General features: G+C 43.4%; 20 protein-coding genes and 1 other annotated feature. All 20 genes read left to right on the top strand.

The window, feature by feature from the left end:
- Window positions 1–82: 82 nt before the first annotated feature.
- The 20 genes from rplK (at window position 83) to rpsC (ending at window position 20196) form a co-directional block, all read left to right on the top strand.
- On the top strand, window positions 83–508 hold the full coding sequence (gene rplK / locus MKZ10_RS01295; RefSeq protein WP_203247863.1) for a 50S ribosomal protein L11: 426 nt from the start codon (window positions 83–85) through the stop codon (window positions 506–508).
- 116 nt (window positions 509–624) lie between these two features.
- Window positions 625–1326: a 50S ribosomal protein L1 gene (gene rplA, locus MKZ10_RS01290; RefSeq protein WP_342507163.1), complete on the top strand. Its 702-nt coding sequence runs from the start codon at window positions 625–627 to the stop codon at window positions 1324–1326.
- Between the two features lie 42 nt (window positions 1327–1368).
- Window positions 1369–1516, top strand: a sequence feature (ribosomal protein L10 leader region).
- Window positions 1517–1549: 33 nt separating this feature from the next.
- On the top strand, window positions 1550–2050 hold the full coding sequence (gene rplJ, locus MKZ10_RS01285) for a 50S ribosomal protein L10 (protein ID WP_342507161.1): 501 nt from the start codon (window positions 1550–1552) through the stop codon (window positions 2048–2050).
- A 96-nt stretch (window positions 2051–2146) separates the two neighbouring features.
- On the top strand, window positions 2147–2512 hold the full coding sequence (gene rplL, locus MKZ10_RS01280; protein WP_342507160.1) for a 50S ribosomal protein L7/L12: 366 nt from the start codon (window positions 2147–2149) through the stop codon (window positions 2510–2512).
- A 103-nt stretch (window positions 2513–2615) separates the two neighbouring features.
- On the top strand, window positions 2616–3221 hold the full coding sequence (locus MKZ10_RS01275) for a class I SAM-dependent methyltransferase (RefSeq protein WP_342507157.1): 606 nt from the start codon (window positions 2616–2618) through the stop codon (window positions 3219–3221).
- Window positions 3222–3444: 223 nt separating this feature from the next.
- Window positions 3445–6987, top strand: a complete 3543-nt coding sequence (gene rpoB / locus MKZ10_RS01270; RefSeq protein WP_342507155.1) for a DNA-directed RNA polymerase subunit beta — start codon at window positions 3445–3447, stop codon at window positions 6985–6987.
- 128 nt (window positions 6988–7115) lie between these two features.
- Window positions 7116–10718 (top strand): DNA-directed RNA polymerase subunit beta', encoded by a 3603-nt coding sequence (gene rpoC / locus MKZ10_RS01265; protein WP_342507153.1) that lies wholly within the window; start codon window positions 7116–7118, stop codon window positions 10716–10718.
- Window positions 10719–10842: 124 nt separating this feature from the next.
- Window positions 10843–11091 (top strand): ribosomal L7Ae/L30e/S12e/Gadd45 family protein, encoded by a 249-nt coding sequence (locus MKZ10_RS01260; protein WP_203247869.1) that lies wholly within the window; start codon window positions 10843–10845, stop codon window positions 11089–11091.
- A gap of 101 nt (window positions 11092–11192) precedes the next feature.
- Window positions 11193–11615: a 30S ribosomal protein S12 gene (gene rpsL, locus MKZ10_RS01255; RefSeq protein WP_203247870.1), complete on the top strand. Its 423-nt coding sequence runs from the start codon at window positions 11193–11195 to the stop codon at window positions 11613–11615.
- Between the two features lie 72 nt (window positions 11616–11687).
- Complete coding sequence (rpsG, locus tag MKZ10_RS01250; protein ID WP_342507149.1) at window positions 11688–12158, top strand: 30S ribosomal protein S7; 471 nt, start codon at window positions 11688–11690, stop codon at window positions 12156–12158.
- 113 nt (window positions 12159–12271) lie between these two features.
- Window positions 12272–14350, top strand: coding sequence for an elongation factor G (fusA, locus tag MKZ10_RS01245; protein WP_342507147.1), 2079 nt, complete (start codon window positions 12272–12274; stop codon window positions 14348–14350).
- A gap of 125 nt (window positions 14351–14475) precedes the next feature.
- Window positions 14476–15663, top strand: coding sequence for an elongation factor Tu (gene tuf / locus MKZ10_RS01240; protein ID WP_342507144.1), 1188 nt, complete (start codon window positions 14476–14478; stop codon window positions 15661–15663).
- 380 nt (window positions 15664–16043) lie between these two features.
- A complete protein-coding gene (rpsJ, locus tag MKZ10_RS01235; protein WP_042478628.1) occupies window positions 16044–16352 on the top strand; it encodes a 30S ribosomal protein S10 in 309 nt (102 codons plus the stop codon).
- A gap of 43 nt (window positions 16353–16395) precedes the next feature.
- Window positions 16396–17025 (top strand): 50S ribosomal protein L3, encoded by a 630-nt coding sequence (gene rplC / locus MKZ10_RS01230; protein WP_342507128.1) that lies wholly within the window; start codon window positions 16396–16398, stop codon window positions 17023–17025.
- Window positions 17026–17050: 25 nt separating this feature from the next.
- Window positions 17051–17674, top strand: a complete 624-nt coding sequence (gene rplD, locus MKZ10_RS01225; RefSeq protein ID WP_342507125.1) for a 50S ribosomal protein L4 — start codon at window positions 17051–17053, stop codon at window positions 17672–17674.
- Entirely contained in the window at window positions 17674–17958 is a 285-nt protein-coding gene (gene rplW / locus MKZ10_RS01220) for a 50S ribosomal protein L23 (RefSeq protein WP_340736139.1), read from the top strand. Before rplD ends, rplW begins: the two co-directional genes overlap by 1 nt.
- 41 nt (window positions 17959–17999) lie before the next feature.
- Window positions 18000–18830, top strand: coding sequence for a 50S ribosomal protein L2 (rplB, locus tag MKZ10_RS01215; RefSeq protein WP_342507123.1), 831 nt, complete (start codon window positions 18000–18002; stop codon window positions 18828–18830).
- A gap of 60 nt (window positions 18831–18890) precedes the next feature.
- Window positions 18891–19169, top strand: coding sequence for a 30S ribosomal protein S19 (gene rpsS / locus MKZ10_RS01210; protein ID WP_342507121.1), 279 nt, complete (start codon window positions 18891–18893; stop codon window positions 19167–19169).
- Window positions 19170–19188: 19 nt separating this feature from the next.
- Window positions 19189–19533 (top strand): 50S ribosomal protein L22, encoded by a 345-nt coding sequence (rplV, locus tag MKZ10_RS01205; protein WP_340736141.1) that lies wholly within the window; start codon window positions 19189–19191, stop codon window positions 19531–19533.
- Between the two features lie 3 nt (window positions 19534–19536).
- The gene (gene rpsC, locus MKZ10_RS01200; RefSeq protein WP_203247879.1) at window positions 19537–20196 is read left to right on the top strand and encodes a 30S ribosomal protein S3; all 660 of its coding nucleotides are present in this window, start codon (window positions 19537–19539) and stop codon (window positions 20194–20196) included.

Raw genomic sequence — 20196 nt, 5'->3', positions numbered from 1 at the left:
CTACCGACGTAAGTTGGCAGGCACATATTGAGTGGGAGGGGCAACCCTATTACCACATTACGGACTTAAGGAGGTATGTCTCGTGGCTAAAAAAGTTATTAAAGTTGTTAAATTACAAATTCCTGCTGGAAAAGCGAACCCGGCTCCCCCAGTTGGACCGGCGTTAGGTCAAGCAGGTGTGAACATCATGGGATTCTGTAAAGAATTCAACGCGCGTACAGCTGATCAAGCAGGTCTAATTATTCCTGTTGTGATTTCTGTATTCGAAGACCGTTCATTCACTTTCATTACAAAAACTCCACCGGCAGCAGTATTGCTGAAGGTTGCAGCTAATCTTCAAAAAGGTTCAGGCGAGCCGAACAAAAAGAAAGTTGCTACTGTAAAACGTGATAAAGTTCGCGAAATTGCAGAAACAAAGATGCAGGATTTAAACGCAGCATCAGTTGAAGCAGCGATGGCAATGGTTGAAGGTACTGCACGCAGCATGGGTATCACGATCGAAGACTGATCTTGATCACATGATGTGATGTTTTTTGTAGTGGGGTTGCTTGTTCTCAAGAACACGCAACCCTTATTCGTGGGAGGTTTAATCCGTTAAAACCACAATCGAGGAGGAAATTTTAAATGGCTAAAAGAGGTAAGAAATTCACAGAAGCTGCAAAGCTCGTAGAACAATTAAAAGCTTATGACGTGAACGAGGCGATTGAACTTGCGAAAAAAACAAGTACAGTTAACTTTGACGCGACAATAGAGGTTGCATTCCGTCTTGGAATTGACACTCGTAAGAACGACCAGCAAATCCGTGGGGCAGTAGTGCTTCCGAATGGTACTGGTAAAACTCAACGTGTTCTTGTTTTCGCAAAAGGCGAAAAACTTAAAGAGGCTGAAGCTGCTGGTGCAGACTACGCTGGAGACGCAGAGTATATTGCTAAAATCCAACAAGGTTGGTTTGATTTTGACGTAATCGTTGCAACTCCTGACATGATGGGTGAAGTAGGTAAAATTGGTCGTGTTCTTGGACCAAAAGGACTTATGCCGAACCCGAAAACAGGTACAGTAACATTTGATGTTACAAAAGCTATCGAAGAAATCAAGGCGGGTAAAGTTGAATACCGTGCAGACAAAGCTGGAATTATCCACGCGCCAATCGGTAAAGTTTCATTTGACAATGAGAAGCTTGTTGAAAACTTCGTAACTGTCTTTGAAACAGTTCAAAAAGCAAAACCTGCATCAGCAAAAGGCACATACATGAAGTCTGTTAACGTGACTTCTACAATGGGACCTGCTGTTAAAATTGATCCTTCAAGTGTAGTTATTAAAAACTAATATTGACAAACAGATAGTCCTCTGGTAAGATGACTTTTGTTGTGAATATAACCATTTGTACCGTAGACAGTAGGTGCGGCTTGCCGCTTAAAAATCCTGCCGAGGACAAGGCGCTCTTTTATTTAAAAGATGACGACTTTTCTGCCCTCGTGTCTACATCATGTAGGCACGAGGGCTTTTTCATATCGGTATAAGTGACCCCAAATTTTTAGGAGGTGTCCAGATGAGCAAGATACTAGAAGCTAAACAAGCAGTGGTTAGTGAGATTTCTGATAAGTTGAAAGCGGCAGCGTCAGTTGTTGTAGTTGACTATCGTGGTCTTGATGTTAGCCAAGTTACAGAACTTCGTAAACAACTTCGTGAAGCAGGTATTGACTTTAAAGTTTACAAAAACTCAATGTCACGCCGTGCAGCTGAAGCTGTTGGACTTGAAGGGTTGAACGAAAGCCTTACAGGACCGAACGCAATTGCATTCTCAAACGAAGACGTTGTTGCTCCTGCAAAAATCCTTAACGATTTTGCAAAGAAAAACGACAAGCTAGAAATCAAAGCTGGTGTCATTGAAGGTGTGGTTGCATCAGAAGCAGACGTTAAAGCGTTGGCGGAACTTCCATCACGCGAAGGTCTACTTTCTATGCTTCTCAGCGTACTCCAAGCTCCAATGCGCAACTTTGCGCTTGCAACGAAAGCAGTTGCAGACCAAAAAGAAGAACAAGGCGCTTAATCAAGCAGCCTGAAAAACAACTTGCGAGCTAAAGCTTGACAAGAAAAAACTTGCGGGTCCGACCCGACAAAAAACAACTATTAGGAGGAACATATAATGACTAACGCACAAATCCTTGAAGCAATCAAAGAAATGACAGTTCTTGAACTAAACGACCTTGTAAAAGCAATCGAAGAAGAGTTCGGCGTAACAGCTGCAGCTCCAGTTGCAATGGCTGGTGGAGCTGGCGGTGGAGACTCTGCTGCTGAACAAACTGAATTCGACGTAATTCTTACATCTGCTGGAGACCAAAAAATCAAAGTTATCAAAGCTGTTCGCGAAATCACTGGCCTAGGCTTGAAAGAAGCGAAAGAAGTAGTTGATAATGCACCAAAAGCAATCAAAGAAGGCGCTTCTAAAGAAGAAGCAGAAGAAATGAAAGCTAAACTTGAAGAAGTTGGCGCAGCAATCGAACTTAAATAATCTTCTGAATAAATGAAGGGAAGCTCGTCGAATACGGACGGGCTTTTCTTCGTTTTTTTATCTGTGGCTAAGGTGAGATTGACTATCCGAGGGGAGGACTAACATGTCTGAACATTATTACTCGAGAGATCCAAAGGTGAAAAGTGATCCGAAAGAGTGGTCTGCGGTATTACGTGGAAAAACACTGAGATTCAAGACGGACGCTGGAGTATTTAGTAAAGGTGAAGTGGATTTTGGTTCGCGGCTCCTTGCTGAGGCTTTTGTTTTGCCGGAATCGGAAGGGGCTATTTTAGACGTTGGTTGTGGCTATGGCCCAATCGGTTTGTCGGTTGCCGCATCTTTTCCGGAACGGAGCATTCATATGGTTGATGTGAATGAACGAGCGCTCTCTCTTGCTGCGCATAATGCAGGGCAAAATGCCGTTGAGAATGTGGAAATTTATCCAAGCGATGCGTTGTCTGGAGTTACAACAAATGGATTTGCTGCAATTTTGACGAATCCGCCAATCCGTGCAGGAAAAGAGACGGTATTCAATTTTTATGAGGGTGCATTTTTGAAGCTTGTGGCTGGTGGAGAGCTATGGGTAGTTATCCAGAAGAAGCAAGGGGCGCCTTCGACGATTAGCCGTTTGGAAGAGCTTTTTGGTAACGACGTCGAGACGGTTGTGAAAAAACGGGGTTATTATATATTAAGAGTTGTAAAGTCTTGACTTGAGAGTATTGATATGATAATGTTGTAAAATGCATAAATTATTATAATGCGTTCGTATGCCCATTTTGTATGAGTGATGGAAAAGATAGGCATACTAGCGATGTATAAAAGATTGTCAAACCGAAAATGAGCTCTTACCGGAACTCGTTTTCTTTTTGTTTTTTTCGATATCATACACTATTTTTGTGGTTTCGCAAAGGACTAATATTGTTTTATGAGGGGTGAAAGAGTTGACAGGTCATTTAGTTCAGTATGGTCAACACCGTCAGCGTAGAAGTTTCGCACGGATCAGCGAAGTGCTGGATCTGCCGAATCTGATTGAAATCCAGACGGCATCTTATGAGTGGTTCATGGAAGAGGGACTACGAGAAATGTTCCGCGATATTTCCCCGATTCAAGATTTTACGGGAAATCTTTCGTTGGAATTTATTGATTATCAGTTGGGTGATCCTAAATATCCCGTTGATGAATCAAAAGAGCGTGACGTTACATTTGCAGCGCCGTTGCGTGTGAAAGTCCGCTTGCATAACAAAGAAACAGAAGAAGTAAAAGAGCAAGACGTCTTTATGGGCGATTTTCCGCTTATGACGGAAAATGGAACCTTTGTTATTAACGGTGCGGAGAGGGTAATTGTATCTCAGCTTGTCCGCTCACCAAGCGTTTATTACAGTGATAAAACAGATAAGAATGGTAAACGTGGCTTTGGTGCAACTGTTATTCCAAATCGTGGTGCTTGGTTGGAATATGAAACAGATGCAAAAGATGTCGTCCATGTCCGCATTGACCGTACCCGCAAGTTGCCAATTACAGTACTTCTTCGTGCACTTGGATTCTCATCCGATCAGGAAATCATTGAGCTAATCGGTGATAACGAGTACTTGCGCAACACGCTTGAAAAGGACAATACGGAAACATCTGAAAAAGCATTACTTGAAATTTATGAACGTCTCCGTCCAGGAGAACCACCAACACTTGATAGTGCAAAAAACCTTTTGTTCTCTCGTTTCTTCGATGCAAAAAGGTATGACCTGGCAAATGTTGGACGTTATAAAATGAATAAGAAATTGCATGCGCAAAACCGTTTGTTCAATCAAACTGTTGCGGAAACGCTAGTTGATCCTGAAACAGGTGAAATTTTACTGGAAAAGGACCAGCTTATAGATCGTCGTGCGTTAGATCGCCTTCTTCCGCATTTAGAAAAAGGGATCGGTTTTGAAGAAATTACGCACGCGAGTGGAGTGCTGGATGAAAAGATTACTATCCAGTCAATTAAAATATATTCTCCGAAAAGTGAAGAGAAACAAGTTATTAACGTTATTTCCAATGCTTATGTAGATGAGTCTATCAAGCATGTGACACCTGCGGACATCGTTGCATCTATCAGTTATTTCTTTAACCTTCTTCACGGTGTCGGCAATACGGATGATATCGATCACCTTGGTAATCGCCGTCTTCGCTCGGTTGGAGAGCTTCTACAAAATCAGTTCCGTATCGGGTTATCTCGAATGGAGCGTGTCGTAAAAGAGCGTATGTCCATTAATGACACACAATCAATCGTCCCGCAACAACTGATTAATATTCGTCCGGTTATTGCCTCAATAAAAGAGTTTTTCGGTAGTTCTCAGCTTTCTCAGTTCATGGATCAGACGAATCCGCTTGCGGAACTGACTCATAAACGTAGGCTATCTGCGCTTGGGCCCGGTGGATTAACACGTGAACGTGCCGGAATGGAAGTACGTGACGTTCACTACTCTCATTATGGTCGTATGTGTCCGATTGAAACACCAGAGGGACCGAACATCGGACTGATTAACTCGTTGTCAACATTTGCGAAAGTGAATAAGTTTGGCTTCATTGAAACACCGTACCGAAAAGTAGATCCTACAACGGGGCGTGTAACCGCTCAAATTGATTATCTGACTGCTGATGTGGAAGATAACTACGTTGTAGCACAAGCAAATGCAATTCTTGCAGAGGACGGTTCTTTCGTCAATGAAGGAGTCGTAGGTCGTTTCCAAGGGGACAACACGGTATTCAAGCGTGAACAGATTGACTATATGGACGTTTCTCCTAAGCAGGTTGTTTCTGCAGCAACGGCGTGTATCCCATTCTTAGAGAATGATGACTCTAACCGTGCGCTTATGGGGGCGAACATGCAACGTCAAGCAGTTCCTTTGCTCAATCCTGAAGCTCCTTTTGTTGGAACGGGTATGGAGCACGTGTCTGCACGTGACTCAGGCGCTGCGGTTCTTGCGAAATACGACGGAATTGTAGAACATGTTGAAGCGAAAGAAATTCGTGTTCGCCGCATTGAAACAGTGGATGGCAAAGAAGTGAAGGGTGATCTTACGATTTATCGTTTGGAGAACTTCATCCGCTCAAACCAAGGAACATGTTATAACCAGCGTCCAATTACAAGTGTAGGAGATCGTGTTAAGCCGCTTGATATTTTGGCAGACGGTCCTTCTATGGAGCAAGGGGAACTGGCTCTTGGCCGTAACGTTCTCACTGCGTTCATGACTTGGGACGGTTTCAACTATGAAGATGCTATCATTATGAGTGAGCGTCTTGTGAAGGATGACGTATTCACTTCGGTTCATATTGAAGAATACGAATCTGAAGCACGAGATACAAAACTTGGACCTGAAGAAATTACGCGTGATATTCCAAACGTTGGTGAAGATGCACTTCGCAATCTTGATGACCGTGGAATCATTCGTGTAGGTGCTGAAGTTCGTGATGGCGACATTCTTGTTGGTAAAGTGACTCCGAAGGGTGTTACAGAGCTGACGGCTGAAGAAAGACTGCTACATGCAATCTTTGGTGAAAAAGCGCGTGAAGTTCGCGATACATCTCTGCGCGTACCACATGGTGCTGGTGGGATTGTTCTTGACGTGAAAGTGTTTAATCGTGAAGACGGTGACGAATTGCCGCCGGGTGTTAACCAACTAGTTCGTGCTTATATCGTCCAGAAACGTAAAATTTCTGTTGGGGATAAAATGGCCGGACGTCACGGAAACAAAGGGGTAATTTCTCGTATCTTGCCTGAATCGGATATGCCTTACTTACCGGATGGCACACCGATTGATGTCATGCTTAACCCGCTGGGTGTACCATCACGTATGAACATCGGACAAGTTTTGGAAATGCACCTTGGTATGGCTTCCCGCAGCCTTGGTATTCACATGGCTTCTCCTGTATTTGATGGAGCCAATGAAGAAGATGTGTGGGAAACGATGGAAGAGGCTGGAATGGACCGTGACGGAAAAACAATCCTGTATGATGGTCGTTCTGGTGAAGCCTTCGACAACCGTGTATCTGTTGGTGTCATGTACTTGATTAAACTGGCGCATATGGTTGACGATAAGCTTCATGCCCGTTCAACAGGACCATACTCACTTGTTACGCAACAACCGCTGGGTGGTAAAGCTCAGTTTGGTGGCCAGCGTTTCGGGGAGATGGAAGTGTGGGCACTCGAGGCATATGGTGCAGCTTATACGCTTCAAGAAATTCTAACTGTGAAATCCGATGACGTCGTAGGACGCGTGAAAACGTATGAAGCGATTGTCAAAGGTGAAAGCGTTCCTCAACCAGGTGTTCCAGAATCGTTCAAGGTTCTTATTAAGGAACTTCAAAGCCTTGGGTTGGACGTGAAGATGTTGTCACTCGATTTAGAAGAAATTGAGTTACGCGATCTTGATGACGATGATGATATGCAACCAACAGACGCTTTGAATCTAATAAAAGAGGATCAGCCTGTCTGATTTGCCTAGTGATGATATAACTGATTGTTAAGGGGGATAATGTTTCCCCCTTAAGTATGTTTGATTAAAAGTGTGCGCTTGCTCGGAAAAGCCAAAAGCAGCGATAAGACTAAAGGGAGGTAGGCTCCTTGATAGATGTAAACAATTTTGAGTATATGAAAATCGGCCTAGCTTCACCAGATAAGATTCGTTCATGGTCCTATGGAGAAGTAAAAAAGCCAGAAACAATCAACTACCGTACGTTAAAACCTGAAAAAGATGGTCTATTTTGTGAACGTATTTTCGGACCTACAAAAGATTGGGAATGTCATTGCGGGAAGTATAAACGTGTACGCTACAAAGGCGTCGTTTGTGACCGTTGTGGAGTAGAAGTAACTCGTCAAAAAGTACGCCGTGAACGTATGGGGCATATTGAACTTGCAGCTCCTGTTACACATATTTGGTATTTCAAAGGGATTCCAAGCCGTATGGGACTTATCCTTGATATGACACCACGTGCTTTGGAAGAAATCATCTACTTCGCATCTTATGTTGTTGTAGACCCGGCAGATACACCACTTGAAAGAAAGCAATTGCTTTCTGAACGGGAATATCGTATTTACCGTGAAAAGTATGGCACTAAATTCCAAGCACTTATGGGTGCAGAAGCGATTGAGCGTCTGTTAATGGCGATTGATCTCGATAAAGAAATGGAATTCTTGAAAGAAGAATTGAAAACTGTTCAAGGGCAACGCCGTACGCGTGCGATCAGACGACTTGAAGTTGTTGAATCGTTCCGTAACTCAGGTAACAAACCTGAATGGATGGTCCTTGAAGTACTGCCGGTTATTCCGCCAGAACTACGCCCGATGGTACAACTTGATGGCGGACGTTTTGCTACTTCTGACTTGAATGATCTATACCGTAGGGTTATTAACCGGAACAACAGATTGAAACGTTTACTTGACCTTGGAGCTCCAGGGATTATCGTTCAAAACGAGAAGCGGATGCTGCAAGAAGCAGTCGATGCGCTCGTGGATAATGGTCGTCGTGGTCGTCCAGTTACAGGACCAGGTAACCGTCCGTTAAAATCACTATCTCATATGTTGAAAGGTAAGCAAGGGCGATTCCGTCAAAACTTACTTGGAAAACGTGTTGACTATTCTGGTCGTTCCGTTATCGTTGTTGGACCTAACTTGAAAATGTATCAGTGTGGTCTGCCGAAAGAAATGGCGATTGAATTATTTAAACCGTTTGTGATGAAAGAACTTGTTGAACGAGGACTTGCACACAACATTAAGAGTGCTAAACGTAAAATCGAACGCCTTCATTCGGAAGTATGGGACGTTCTTGAAGATGTCATTAAAGAGCATCCGGTCCTTCTGAACCGGGCACCAACACTTCACCGTCTTGGTATTCAAGCGTTTGAGCCGATTCTTGTAGAAGGGCGTGCAATCACACTGCATCCACTCGTCTGTACAGCTTATAACGCTGACTTCGATGGTGACCAGATGGCTGTTCACGTTCCTTTATCAGCAGAAGCACAAGCAGAAGCACGTTTACTCATGCTAGCTGCACAAAACATTTTGAACCCGAAAGACGGTAAACCAGTCGTTACGCCATCCCAGGATATGGTTTTAGGAAACTACTACCTGACATTGGAGCGTAAAGGTGCAACCGGTGAAGGAACTGTATTCCATAATGCGGACGAAGCACTTATCGCTTATCATAATGGTCACGTGCATCTTCACTCACGGATCGCTATTCAAGCAGGTTCGTTGAATAACCCGACATTTACGGAAGAACAAAATAGCCAATTGTTATTAACGACGGTTGGGAAAGTAATTTTTAACGAAATTTTACCGGAATCGTTCCCGTATATTAACGAACCAACTGATTCCAACTTGGAAGTTGAAACGCCTGCTCATTATTTCGTTCCAGGAACTGTAGATGTGAAAAAACATTTCGCGGAAATGGAACTTGTGGAGCCGTTCAAGAAGAAAATCCTTGGGAATATCATCGCGGAAATTTTCAAACGTTTCCACATTACAGAAACGTCAAGAATGCTTGACCGCATGAAAAACCTAGGATTCAAATATTCAACGCGTGCAGGAATCACAATCGGTATCTCGGATATCGTTGTTTTACCTAACAAAGGCGATATTTTGCAAGAGGCGCAAGATAAAGTTGATAAAGTGATGCAACAGTTCCGCCGTGGTTTGATTACAGAAGAAGAGCGATATGATCGCGTTATTTCTTACTGGAGTCATGCGAAGGATGTCATCCAAGCGAAACTGATGGATTCTCTTGATCACTCGAACCCGATTTACATGATGAGTGACTCAGGGGCACGGGGTAACGCATCTAACTTCACGCAGCTTGCGGGTATGCGTGGTCTGATGGCCAACCCGGCTGGTCGTATCATTGAACTTCCAATCAAATCTTCATTCCGTGAAGGACTGACAGTACTTGAGTACTTCATCTCTACACACGGTGCGCGTAAAGGACTTGCGGATACAGCCCTTAAAACAGCTGACTCAGGTTACTTAACACGCCGACTCGTCGACGTTGCGCAGGATGTTATCGTTCGTGAAGATGACTGTGGAACAGACCGTGGTCTGGAAATCAGTGCATTGATGGAAGGTACGGAATTGATTGAAGGTCTGGATGAGCGTATTGAAGGTCGTCACACGAAGAAGACAATTTATCATCCTGAAACTGGCAAGTTAATTCTTGAAAGAGACGGACTTATTACGGCGGATGCTGCGCGCAACATTCTTGATGCGGGTATTGAAACTGTGACAATTCGTTCAGCATTTACATGTAATACGAAGCATGGTGTTTGTAAGAAATGTTACGGCATTAACTTGGCTACTGGCGAAACGGTTGAGGTTGGTGAAGCGGTTGGTATTATCGCTGCACAATCTATCGGTGAGCCAGGTACACAGCTTACAATGCGTACATTCCATACAGGTGGAGTTGCAGGGGATGACATTACACAAGGTCTTCCTCGTATCCAAGAGATCTTCGAATCGCGGAATCCGAAAGGGCAAGCGGTTATCTCAGAAATCAAAGGTAGCATCATTGAAATTGATGAAATCCGCGAAGGTCAGAAGGAAATTACTATTCAAGGTGAAGTGGAAACGCGTAAGTATCTTGCGCCGTACAATGCTCGCCTGAAAGTTCAAGTTGGCGATACGATTGACCGAGGCGATGTTATTACAGAAGGTTCTATCGATCCGAAGGAACTGATTGTTGTAAAAGATGTAGCCACTGTTCAAAATTACCTCTTGAAAGAAGTTCAAAAAGTATACCGTATGCAAGGTGTTGAAATCGGTGATAAACACGTAGAAGTAATGGTTCGCCAAATGCTTCGTAAAGTGCGCATCATCGAAGCAGGAGACACGGATCTATTGCCGGGCTCATTGTTAGACATCCATCAATTTGCAGATGCGAATGCAGTCGTGCTGAAAGCTGGAAAAGTTCCAGCGACATGTCGTCCTGTCATTCTCGGTATTACAAAAGCGTCACTTGAAACAGAATCCTTCTTGTCTGCAGCGTCATTCCAAGAAACAACTCGTGTCTTGACAGATGCAGCAATCAAAGGGAAAACTGACGAACTACTTGGTTTGAAGGAAAACGTTATTATCGGGAAACTTGTACCAGCTGGAACGGGAATGCAACGTTACCGTCACATCGTTATGGAGCAAGGTGGAGAGAAAACTTCAGCTAAGAAGGTTACAGCTGAATAATTCGATACTAAAACGGGGGATTTAAATCCCCCCGTTTTATCCTTTATGTGTTGACAATTTTCTTTGCAGGTGATAATATACAAAAGGTTGATAGTTGAATGTCTGTACTTTGGAGGATATGGAAATGTCTTATGAAAAAGTCGAGCGGGCAAAGAAGACAATCATCGGTACAAAGCAGACAGTGAAAGCGATCCGTGCAGGGGTAGTGACTGCCGTCATTATCGCGCAAGATGCTGAAGAACGGGTTGTTGCTCCTGTAAAGGAGGAAGCCGCGCTTCATGGCGTCCAAGTGACATATGTTGATTCGAAAGAAAGACTCGGAAATGCATGTGGAATTCAAGTCGGTGCAGCCGTGGTTGCGATTACTGGATAATGGTTTTTGTGTGAAGAAGCACAAAGACTTTGTTTTTACCCCAAAAATGAACCACCTGGATGTGTGGTCTTACAAAACAAGTACGAAGGGAGGAAAATCCGATGCCTACAATTAACCAATTGGTCCGCAAACCACGTAAACCAAACGTGACAGGATCTAAAGCACCAGCACTCGGGAAAAGCTATAACAGCTTCAAAAAGTCAATGACGAACGTGAACTCACCACAAAAACGAGGTGTTTGTACACGTGTTGGTACAATGACACCGAAGAAGCCGAACTCGGCTCTTCGTAAATATGCACGTGTTCGTTTGACGAACCAAATGGAAGTCAATGCGTACATTCCTGGTGAAGGTCATAACCTACAAGAGCACAGTGTCGTACTTATTCGCGGCGGACGCGTAAAAGACTTACCGGGTGTTCGTTACCATGTTGTTCGTGGAGCGCTTGATACTGCTGGAGTTACTGGCCGTATGCAAAGCCGTTCTATGTACGGTGCTAAAAAACCTAAAGTTAAAAAAAGCTAATTTAAACAAAAATTATGATTGATAGTTATTTAAGCGGAAAAAGCTTAAAAACTTTGAAAGGAGGAAAACAACATGCCTCGTAAAGGTCCTGTTGCAAAACGTGACGTACTTCCGGATCCGATTTATAATTCGAAACTCGTCTCACGTCTTATCAATAAAATGATGGTTGACGGTAAAAAAGGTACATCTCAAAAAATCCTCTATGGTGCGTTCGAGCTTGTGAAAGAACGTTCTGGCAAGGATCCACTTGAAGTATTTGAAGCGGCACTTACTAACGTAATGCCAGTTCTTGAAGTAAAAGCACGCCGTGTAGGTGGAGCCAACTATCAAGTTCCAGTTGAAGTACGTCCTGATCGCCGTACTACACTTGGACTTCGTTACCTTGTTAACTACTCACGCACACGCGGAGAAAAAACAATGGAAGAACGTCTTGCGAATGAAATCCTTGACGCTTCTAACAATACAGGTGCATCCGTGAAACGTCGCGAAGAAATGCACAAAATGGCAGAAGCGAATAAAGCATTCGCTCACTATCGCTGGTAAGACTCGGCAATTCAATCAAATACGCTTTGGCGTATTTGTTTTTGCCGGAGGCATGAACTTTATTCCACGAATAAAGTTCATACTCTAATCCGAGACGGAAGGAGATCAACAACATGGCTAGAAAATTCTCCTTAGAGAATACACGTAATATTGGTATCATGGCTCACATCGATGCTGGTAAAACAACGACGACTGAGCGTATCCTTTATTACACTGGTAAAATCCACAAAATTGGAGAAACGCACGAAGGTGCATCTCAAATGGACTGGATGGAACAGGAGCAAGAACGTGGTATCACAATCACTTCTGCTGCAACAACAGCAGAATGGAAAGATCACCGCGTAAACATCATTGACACACCAGGTCACGTAGACTTCACGGTTGAAGTTGAACGTTCACTTCGTGTTCTTGATGGAGCAGTAACGGTACTTGACGCTCAATCAGGCGTTGAACCACAAACAGAAACTGTTTGGCGTCAAGCAACAAACTATGGCGTGCCGCGTCTAGTTTTCGTTAACAAAATGGACAAAATGGGTGCAGATTTCCTTTACTCAGTAGGTACACTAGTTGAACGTCTTGGTGCAAATGCGCATCCAATTCAATTACCAATTGGCGCAGAAGATTCGTTCTCTGCAATTATTGACCTAGTTGAAATGAATGCTGTTTACTACGGCGATGACACTGGTCTAAATGCTGAAGTAAAAGAAATTCCAGAAGAACATCGTGCGCAAGCAGAAGAATACCGTGAAAAGCTAATTGAAGCGGTTGCTGAATTCGATGAAGATCTTATGAACAAATTCTTGGATGAAGAAGAAATTACAAAGGAAGAAATCAAAGCTGCAATTCGTAAAGCAACGCTTGCAGTTGAATTCTACCCTGTCGTATGTGGAACTGCATTCAAAAACAAAGGTGTCCAACTCGTCCTTGACGCAGTAATCGACTACCTCCCATCACCACTTGATATCGCTGCTATGAAAGGGACGAATCCTGAGACTGATGAAGAAGTAGAACGTCACTCAAGCGACGAAGAGCCGTTCTCGGCACTTGCTTTTAAAGTAATGACAGACCCTTATGTTGGTAAACTTACATTCTTCCGTGTGTATTCTGGTGTTCTTCAATCAGGATCATACGTGCAAAACTCTTCAAAAGGTAAGCGTGAGCGCGTAGGACGTATTCTACAAATGCATGCTAACTCCCGTGAAGAAATTGCTGAAGTACACGCAGGGGAAATTGCTGCTGCAGTCGGACTGAAAGATACAGGAACTGGCGACACACTATGTGACGACAAAGCACTTGTAATCTTAGAGTCAATGGACTTTCCAGAACCAGTAATTTCACTTTCTGTTGAGCCGAAAACAAAAGCCGACCAAGATAAAATGGGTATGGCACTTGCTAAGCTTCAAGAGGAAGACCCGACATTCCGCGCACACACAGACCAAGAAACTGGAGAAGTAATCATCGCTGGTATGGGTGAATTGCATCTTGACGTACTTGTAGACCGTATGCGTCGTGAATTTAATGTTGAAGCGAACGTTGGAGCACCGCAAGTATCTTACCGTGAAACATTCCGTGCAGCTGCGGAAGTTGAAGGTAAATTCGTGCGTCAATCCGGTGGACGCGGACAGTTTGGTCACGTTTGGATCGAATTCTCTCCTAACGAAGAAGGAAAAGGATTCGAATTCATCAATAACGTTGTCGGAGGATCTGTTCCACGTGAATATATTCCGGCGGTTGAAGCAGGTATCCGTGATTCACTTGATAATGGTGTAATTGCTGGTTATCCTTTAATCGACATTAAAGCTCGTCTATTCGACGGTTCTTACCATGACGTTGACTCCAACGAAATGGCGTTCAAAATTGCTGCATCTATGGCATTGAAAAACGCTGTATCGAAAGTTAACCCAGTTCTACTTGAACCAATGATGAAAGTAGAAGTTCAAATTCCTGAAGAATACATGGGCGATATCATGGGTGACGTAACATCACGCCGTGGTCGTGTAGAAGGAATGGAAGCTCGTGGTAACTCACAAGTAGTTCGCGCGATGGTTCCACTTGCTAACATGTTTGGTTATGCAACATCTCTTCGTTCTAACACACAAGGACGCGGAAACTTCTCAATGGTATTCGATCACTACGAAGAAGTGCCGAAATCAATTGCTGAAGAAATCATCAAGAAAAACAAGGGCGAATAATTATAATTTGAACTTGTTTCTATAGTGAATAACTTGTAAGATATGGGTAGGTGGAGGGCCCTCCAACACCTGTAGCTTCAAACCAAAAAACCAAAAACTTTGATATCTTAAGGAGGAATTCCCAAATGGGTAAAGAAAAATTCGATCGTTCCAAAACACATGCTAACGTTGGAACAATTGGTCACGTTGACCATGGTAAAACAACTCTAACTGCAGCAATTGCAACAGTTCTTTCAAAAAAATTAGGTGGAACAGCACGTTCATACGCTGATGTTGATAACGCACCTGAAGAAAAAGAGCGTGGTATTACTATTAACACGTCTCACATCGAATATGAAACTGCAACTCGTCACTATGCACACGTTGACTGCCCAGGTCACGCCGACTATGTTAAAAACATGATCACTGGTGCTGCTCAAATGGACGGCGGAATCCTAGTTGTTTCTGCAGCTGATGGCCCAATGCCACAAACACGTGAGCACATCCTTCTTTCACGTCAAGTTGGTGTTCCTTACCTAGTAGTATTTATGAACAAATGTGATATGGTTGATGACGAAGAGCTTCTTGAGCTTGTTGAAATGGAAATTCGTGATCTTCTTTCTGAATATGACTTCCCTGGCGATGACATTCCTGTCATTAAAGGTTCTGCTCTTAAAGCACTTGAAGGCGACGAAGCATATGAAGATAAAATCATGGAACTTATGACTGCTGTTGACGAGTATATCCCAACACCACCACGTGATACTGAAAAACCATTCATGATGCCTGTTGAGGATGTATTCTCAATCACAGGACGTGGAACTGTTGCTACTGGACGCGTTGAGCGTGGAGTAGTTAAAGTTGGAGACGTTATTGACATCATCGGTATCGTTGAAGAAGCAAAATCTACAACTGTTACAGGTGTAGAGATGTTCCGTAAACTTCTTGACTATGCAGAAGCTGGTGACAACATCGGTGCACTACTTCGTGGTGTAGCTCGTGATGATATCCAACGCGGACAAGTACTTGCTAAACCAGGTACAATCGTGCCACACACAAAATTTACATCTGAAGTTTATGTTCTTTCAAAAGAAGAGGGTGGACGTCATACTCCATTCTTCTCAAACTACCGTCCACAGTTCTACTTCCGTACAACTGACGTGACTGGCGTTATCGCTCTTCCAGAAGGCGTAGAAATGGTTATGCCTGGAGATAACATTGAAATGACAATCGAACTAATTGCTCCAATCGCTCTTGAAGAAGGTACGAAGTTCTCTATCCGCGAGGGTGGACGTACTGTAGGCGCTGGCGTTGTAGCTTCAATCCTTAAATAATTTTGTGCTATAAAATCCCGCCCTCTGTGGTGGGATTTTTTTTTGCTACTACTCGGTATGGATTTTGGATTCGCGGGCGTGGGGTTGTTCTGCTTATTCTTAATAGCTAACTAATAACTATGATGCTTGGTTAAATGTTACGACTATTAACATACAAGTTGCATTTTAAGTGAAATAGAATTATAATAGTAAAGTTGAGAAAAGAACTTCCACAAAAGACTTGCGGAATTCTTTTTTTACGTGTATAATCTTTAATGTTGGTCTTTGACTGCGATGAAGCGAGAGGTTGCCGACACACCCGGCCGCTTTGCCATGGCATGTGTGTGGGAAATTTTCGTGGAGAATGTCTATAACAAAATAGGCGAAAAGGAGGGAAAATAATGGCAAAACAAAAGATTCGTATTCGTTTGAAAGCGTATGATCACAGGATTTTGGATCAATCGGCTGAGAAAATTGTAGAAACAGCAAAACGTTCGGGTGCAAGTGTATCGGGTCCGATTCCACTTCCAACTGAAAGATCTGTTTACACGATTCTTCGTGCGGTGCATAAATACAAAGATTCGCGCGAGCAGTTCGAAATGCGTACACACAAACGTCTTATCGATATCGTTAACCCAACACCACAAACTGTTGATGCGTTAATGAAACTCGACTTACCGTCGGGCGTAGACATTGAAATCAAACTTTAATTGCTACTAAATAAAAATTAAACTAATTCAGGAGGTGTGACAAATGACCAAAGGAATCTTAGGAAGAAAAGTCGGTATGACGCAAGTATTTGCTGAAAACGGCGATCTCATCCCGGTAACAGTGATTGAAGCTGGACAAAACGTTGTTCTTCAAAAGAAGACAAAAGAAACGGACGGCTACGAATCAATCCAAATCGGTTTTGAAGATAAACGAGAAAAGCTAGCTAACAAGCCTGAAAAAGGCCATGTTGCTAAAGCTACTACGGCACCTAAGCGCTTCATTCGCGAATTCCGCGAATTAGACGTGAACGGGTACGAAGTTGGTCAGGAAGTCAAAGTTGATACTTTCGCTGAAGGCGATATTGTCGATATTACAGGAACAACAAAAGGTAAAGGGTTCCAAGGTGTTGTAAAACGCCACGGTTATTCACAAGGACCAATGAGCCACGGATCACGTTTTCACCGCGCACCAGGTTCTATCGGATCTGTTGACGCTCAACGTGTATTCAAAGGGAAAAAACTGCCAGGACGTATGGGTGGTAAAACAGTAACGATTCAAAATCTTGAAATTATACGAGTAGATCTAGAACGTAACTTGCTACTTGTAAAAGGTAACGTTCCAGGATCACGCAAATCACTTCTACAAGTGCGTAGCGCAATCAAAGGGAACTGACCACTAAAGGAAGGAGGAAATAGGAATGCCTAAAGTATCCGTACTAAACCAGACAGGATCTTCTGTCGGCGATATCGAACTAAACGATGCGATTTTTGGAATCGAGCCGAACGAAGCTGTCTTATTTGAAGCATTGGTCCAACAGCGTGCGTCATTGCGCCAAGGTAACCATAAAGTAAAAACACGCGCGGAAGTCGCTGGTGGTGGACGTAAACCATGGCGCCAAAAAGGAACAGGTCGTGCTCGTCAAGGGTCAATCCGTTCACCGCAATGGCGTGGAGGCGGTATCGTCTTTGGTCCAAATCCAAGAAGCTATAGCTACAAACTACCGAAAAAAGTTCGTAGACTAGCTCTTCTTTCAGCACTTTCAACGAAAGTACGTGAAGAAGATATGATCGTTCTTGATGGACTTACATTCGATGCACCAAAAACAAAAGAATTCGTCCAAGTATTAGCAGCTCTTTCAATCGACAAAAAAGCGTTGATCGTGACTGCAGATTTAGATGAAACAGTAGCATTATCTGCACGTAACATCCCTGGAATCAGTGTTGTTACTGCATCTGGTATCAACGTTCTTGACCTTATCGGCCATAACAAACTTGTTATGACGAAAGCAGCAGTTCAAAAAGTAGAGGAGGTGCTTGGTTAATGGAAGCACGTGATATTCTAAAACGTCCGGTCATTACCGAGCGTTCTTCTGAACAAATGGAATTCAAAAAATATACTTTCGAAGTTGACACGCGCGCTAACAAAACACATGTGAAGCAAGCTGTTGAAGAAATCTTCGGAGTAAAAGTCGAAAAAGTTAACGTGCAGAACTACAAAGGTAAGTTCAAGCGTATGGGTAAACATGCTGGATATACAAACAAACGCCGTAAAGCGATTGTTACACTATCTGCTGACTCTAAAGACATCGAACTTTTTGAAATCTAATTCAAACCTAGATAGCTAATTATACAAAGGAGGGAACACCAATGGCGATTAAGAAATACAAACCTACCTCCAACGGACGTCGTAACATGACTTCTTCTGACTTTGCTGAAATTACTACAGACAAACCAGAAAAATCATTGCTTGCACCGCTTAAACGGAAAGGCGGCCGTAACAATACAGGTAGGACTACTGTTCGTCACCAAGGTGGAGGCCATAAGCGCCAATACCGTGTCATCGATTTCCAACGCCGGAAAGATGGCATACCAGGACGCGTTGCTACGATCGAATACGATCCAAACCGTTCTGCGAACATCGCTTTAATCAATTATGTAGACGGGGAGAAACGTTATATCCTCGCACCAAAAGGATTGGAAGTTGGCATGACAATCATGTCAGGTCCAGATGCGGATATTAAAGTAGGTAACACACTTCCACTTGAAAATATCCCAATGGGTTCAACTATCCATAACATCGAATTGAAACCAGGTAAAGGTGGTCAACTTGTACGTTCAGCAGGTACATCTGCTCAACTACTAGGCCGCGAAGATAAATACGTTATCGTACGTCTTCAATCTGGCGAAGTTCGCATGATCCTTGCAACATGCCGCGCGACAATTGGTCACGTTGGTAATGAGCAACACGAACTTATTAATATCGGTAAAGCAGGTCGTTCACGTTGGTTAGGCAAACGCCCAGCAGTTCGTGGATCTGTAATGAACCCTAACGATCACCCACACGGTGGTGGTGAAGGACGTACTGGTATTGGTATGAAATCACCAGTTACTCCTTGGGGTAAACCAACACTCGGTTATAAAACTCGTAAGAAAAACAACAAAACCGACAAATTTATTGTTCGTCGCCGTAAAAAATAATGTGAGCGCACTGCGGTTCAATGATTGGACCGTAGTACAAACACAGAGGGAGGTTCCGACATGGGCCGCAGCTTGAAAAAAGGACCTTTTGTAGATGATCACCTTATTAAAAAGGTAGATGCACAAAAGGATTCCCAGAAAAAACAGGTTATTAAAACTTGGTCACGCCGTTCAACTATCTTCCCGTCATTCATTGGATTGACGATTGCTGTATACGACGGACGTAAACACGTACCTGTCTATGTGACTGAAGATATGGTAGGTCATAAACTAGGTGAATTCGCACCTACGCGCACGTACAAAGGTCATGGCGCTGACGATAAGAAAACAAGACGTTAATTGAGAGGAGGTTAATCTGATGCAACAAGCAAAAGCTATTGCCCGCACAGTCCGTATTGCTCCTCGTAAAGTCCGTTTAGTCGTTGATCTTATCCGGGGCAAAAAAATCGGTGAAGCTGTCGCGATTCTACGCCTGACGCCGAAAGCGGCATCTCCGGTTGTAGAAAAAGTATTAAATTCAGCGATTGCAAATGCTGAACATAACTACGAAATGGATGTCGAAAACCTAATCATCAGCGAAGTATTCGTAGATGAAGGTCCGACAATGAAACGTTTCCGTCCACGTGCACAGGGACGTGCGAGTGCAATCAATAAACGCACAAGCCACATCACTGTAGTGGTATCAGAAAAAAAGGAGGGATAATTCGTGGGTCAAAAAGTACATCCTAACGGTTTACGGGTTGGTATCATCCGTGATTGGGAGTCAAAATGGTATGCTGAAAAAGACTATGCGACTCTACTACACGAAGATTTAAAAATCCGTGCTTACATTGAAAAACGTCTTGTAGAAGCTTCTGTTTCTAAAGTAGAAATCGAACGTGCTGCAAAACGAGTTAACGTTACTATTCACACTGCGAAGCCAGGTATGGTAATCGGTAAAGGTGGTTCCGAGGTAGAAGTACTTCGTAAACAACTTAACGATATCTCAGGCAAGCGTGTTCACATTAACATTATCGAAATCAAGCGTGCAGACCTTGATGCGAAACTAGTCGCAGAATCAATTGCACGTCAACTAGAAAGCCGCGTATCATTCCGTCGTGCACAGAAACAAGCGATCCAACGTACAATTCGCTCTGGCGCTAAAGGAATTAAAACACAAGTATCTGGACGTCTTGGCGGTGCAGACATCGCTCGTGCGGAACATTACAGTGAAGGTACTGTCCCTCTCCATACACTACGTGCAGACATTGATTATGCACACGCAGAAGCAGACACAACTTATGGTAAGCTTGGCGTTAAAGTATGGATTTACCGTGGAGAAGTCCTTCCAGTGAAGAAGAAGAACTCTGAGGAAGGAGGCAACTAA

It is taken from the genome of Sporosarcina sp. FSL K6-2383 (genome assembly GCF_038618305.1).
Lineage (GTDB): Bacteria > Bacillota > Bacilli > Bacillales_A > Planococcaceae > Sporosarcina.
This window is presented reverse-complemented; position numbering and strand designations above follow the sequence as displayed.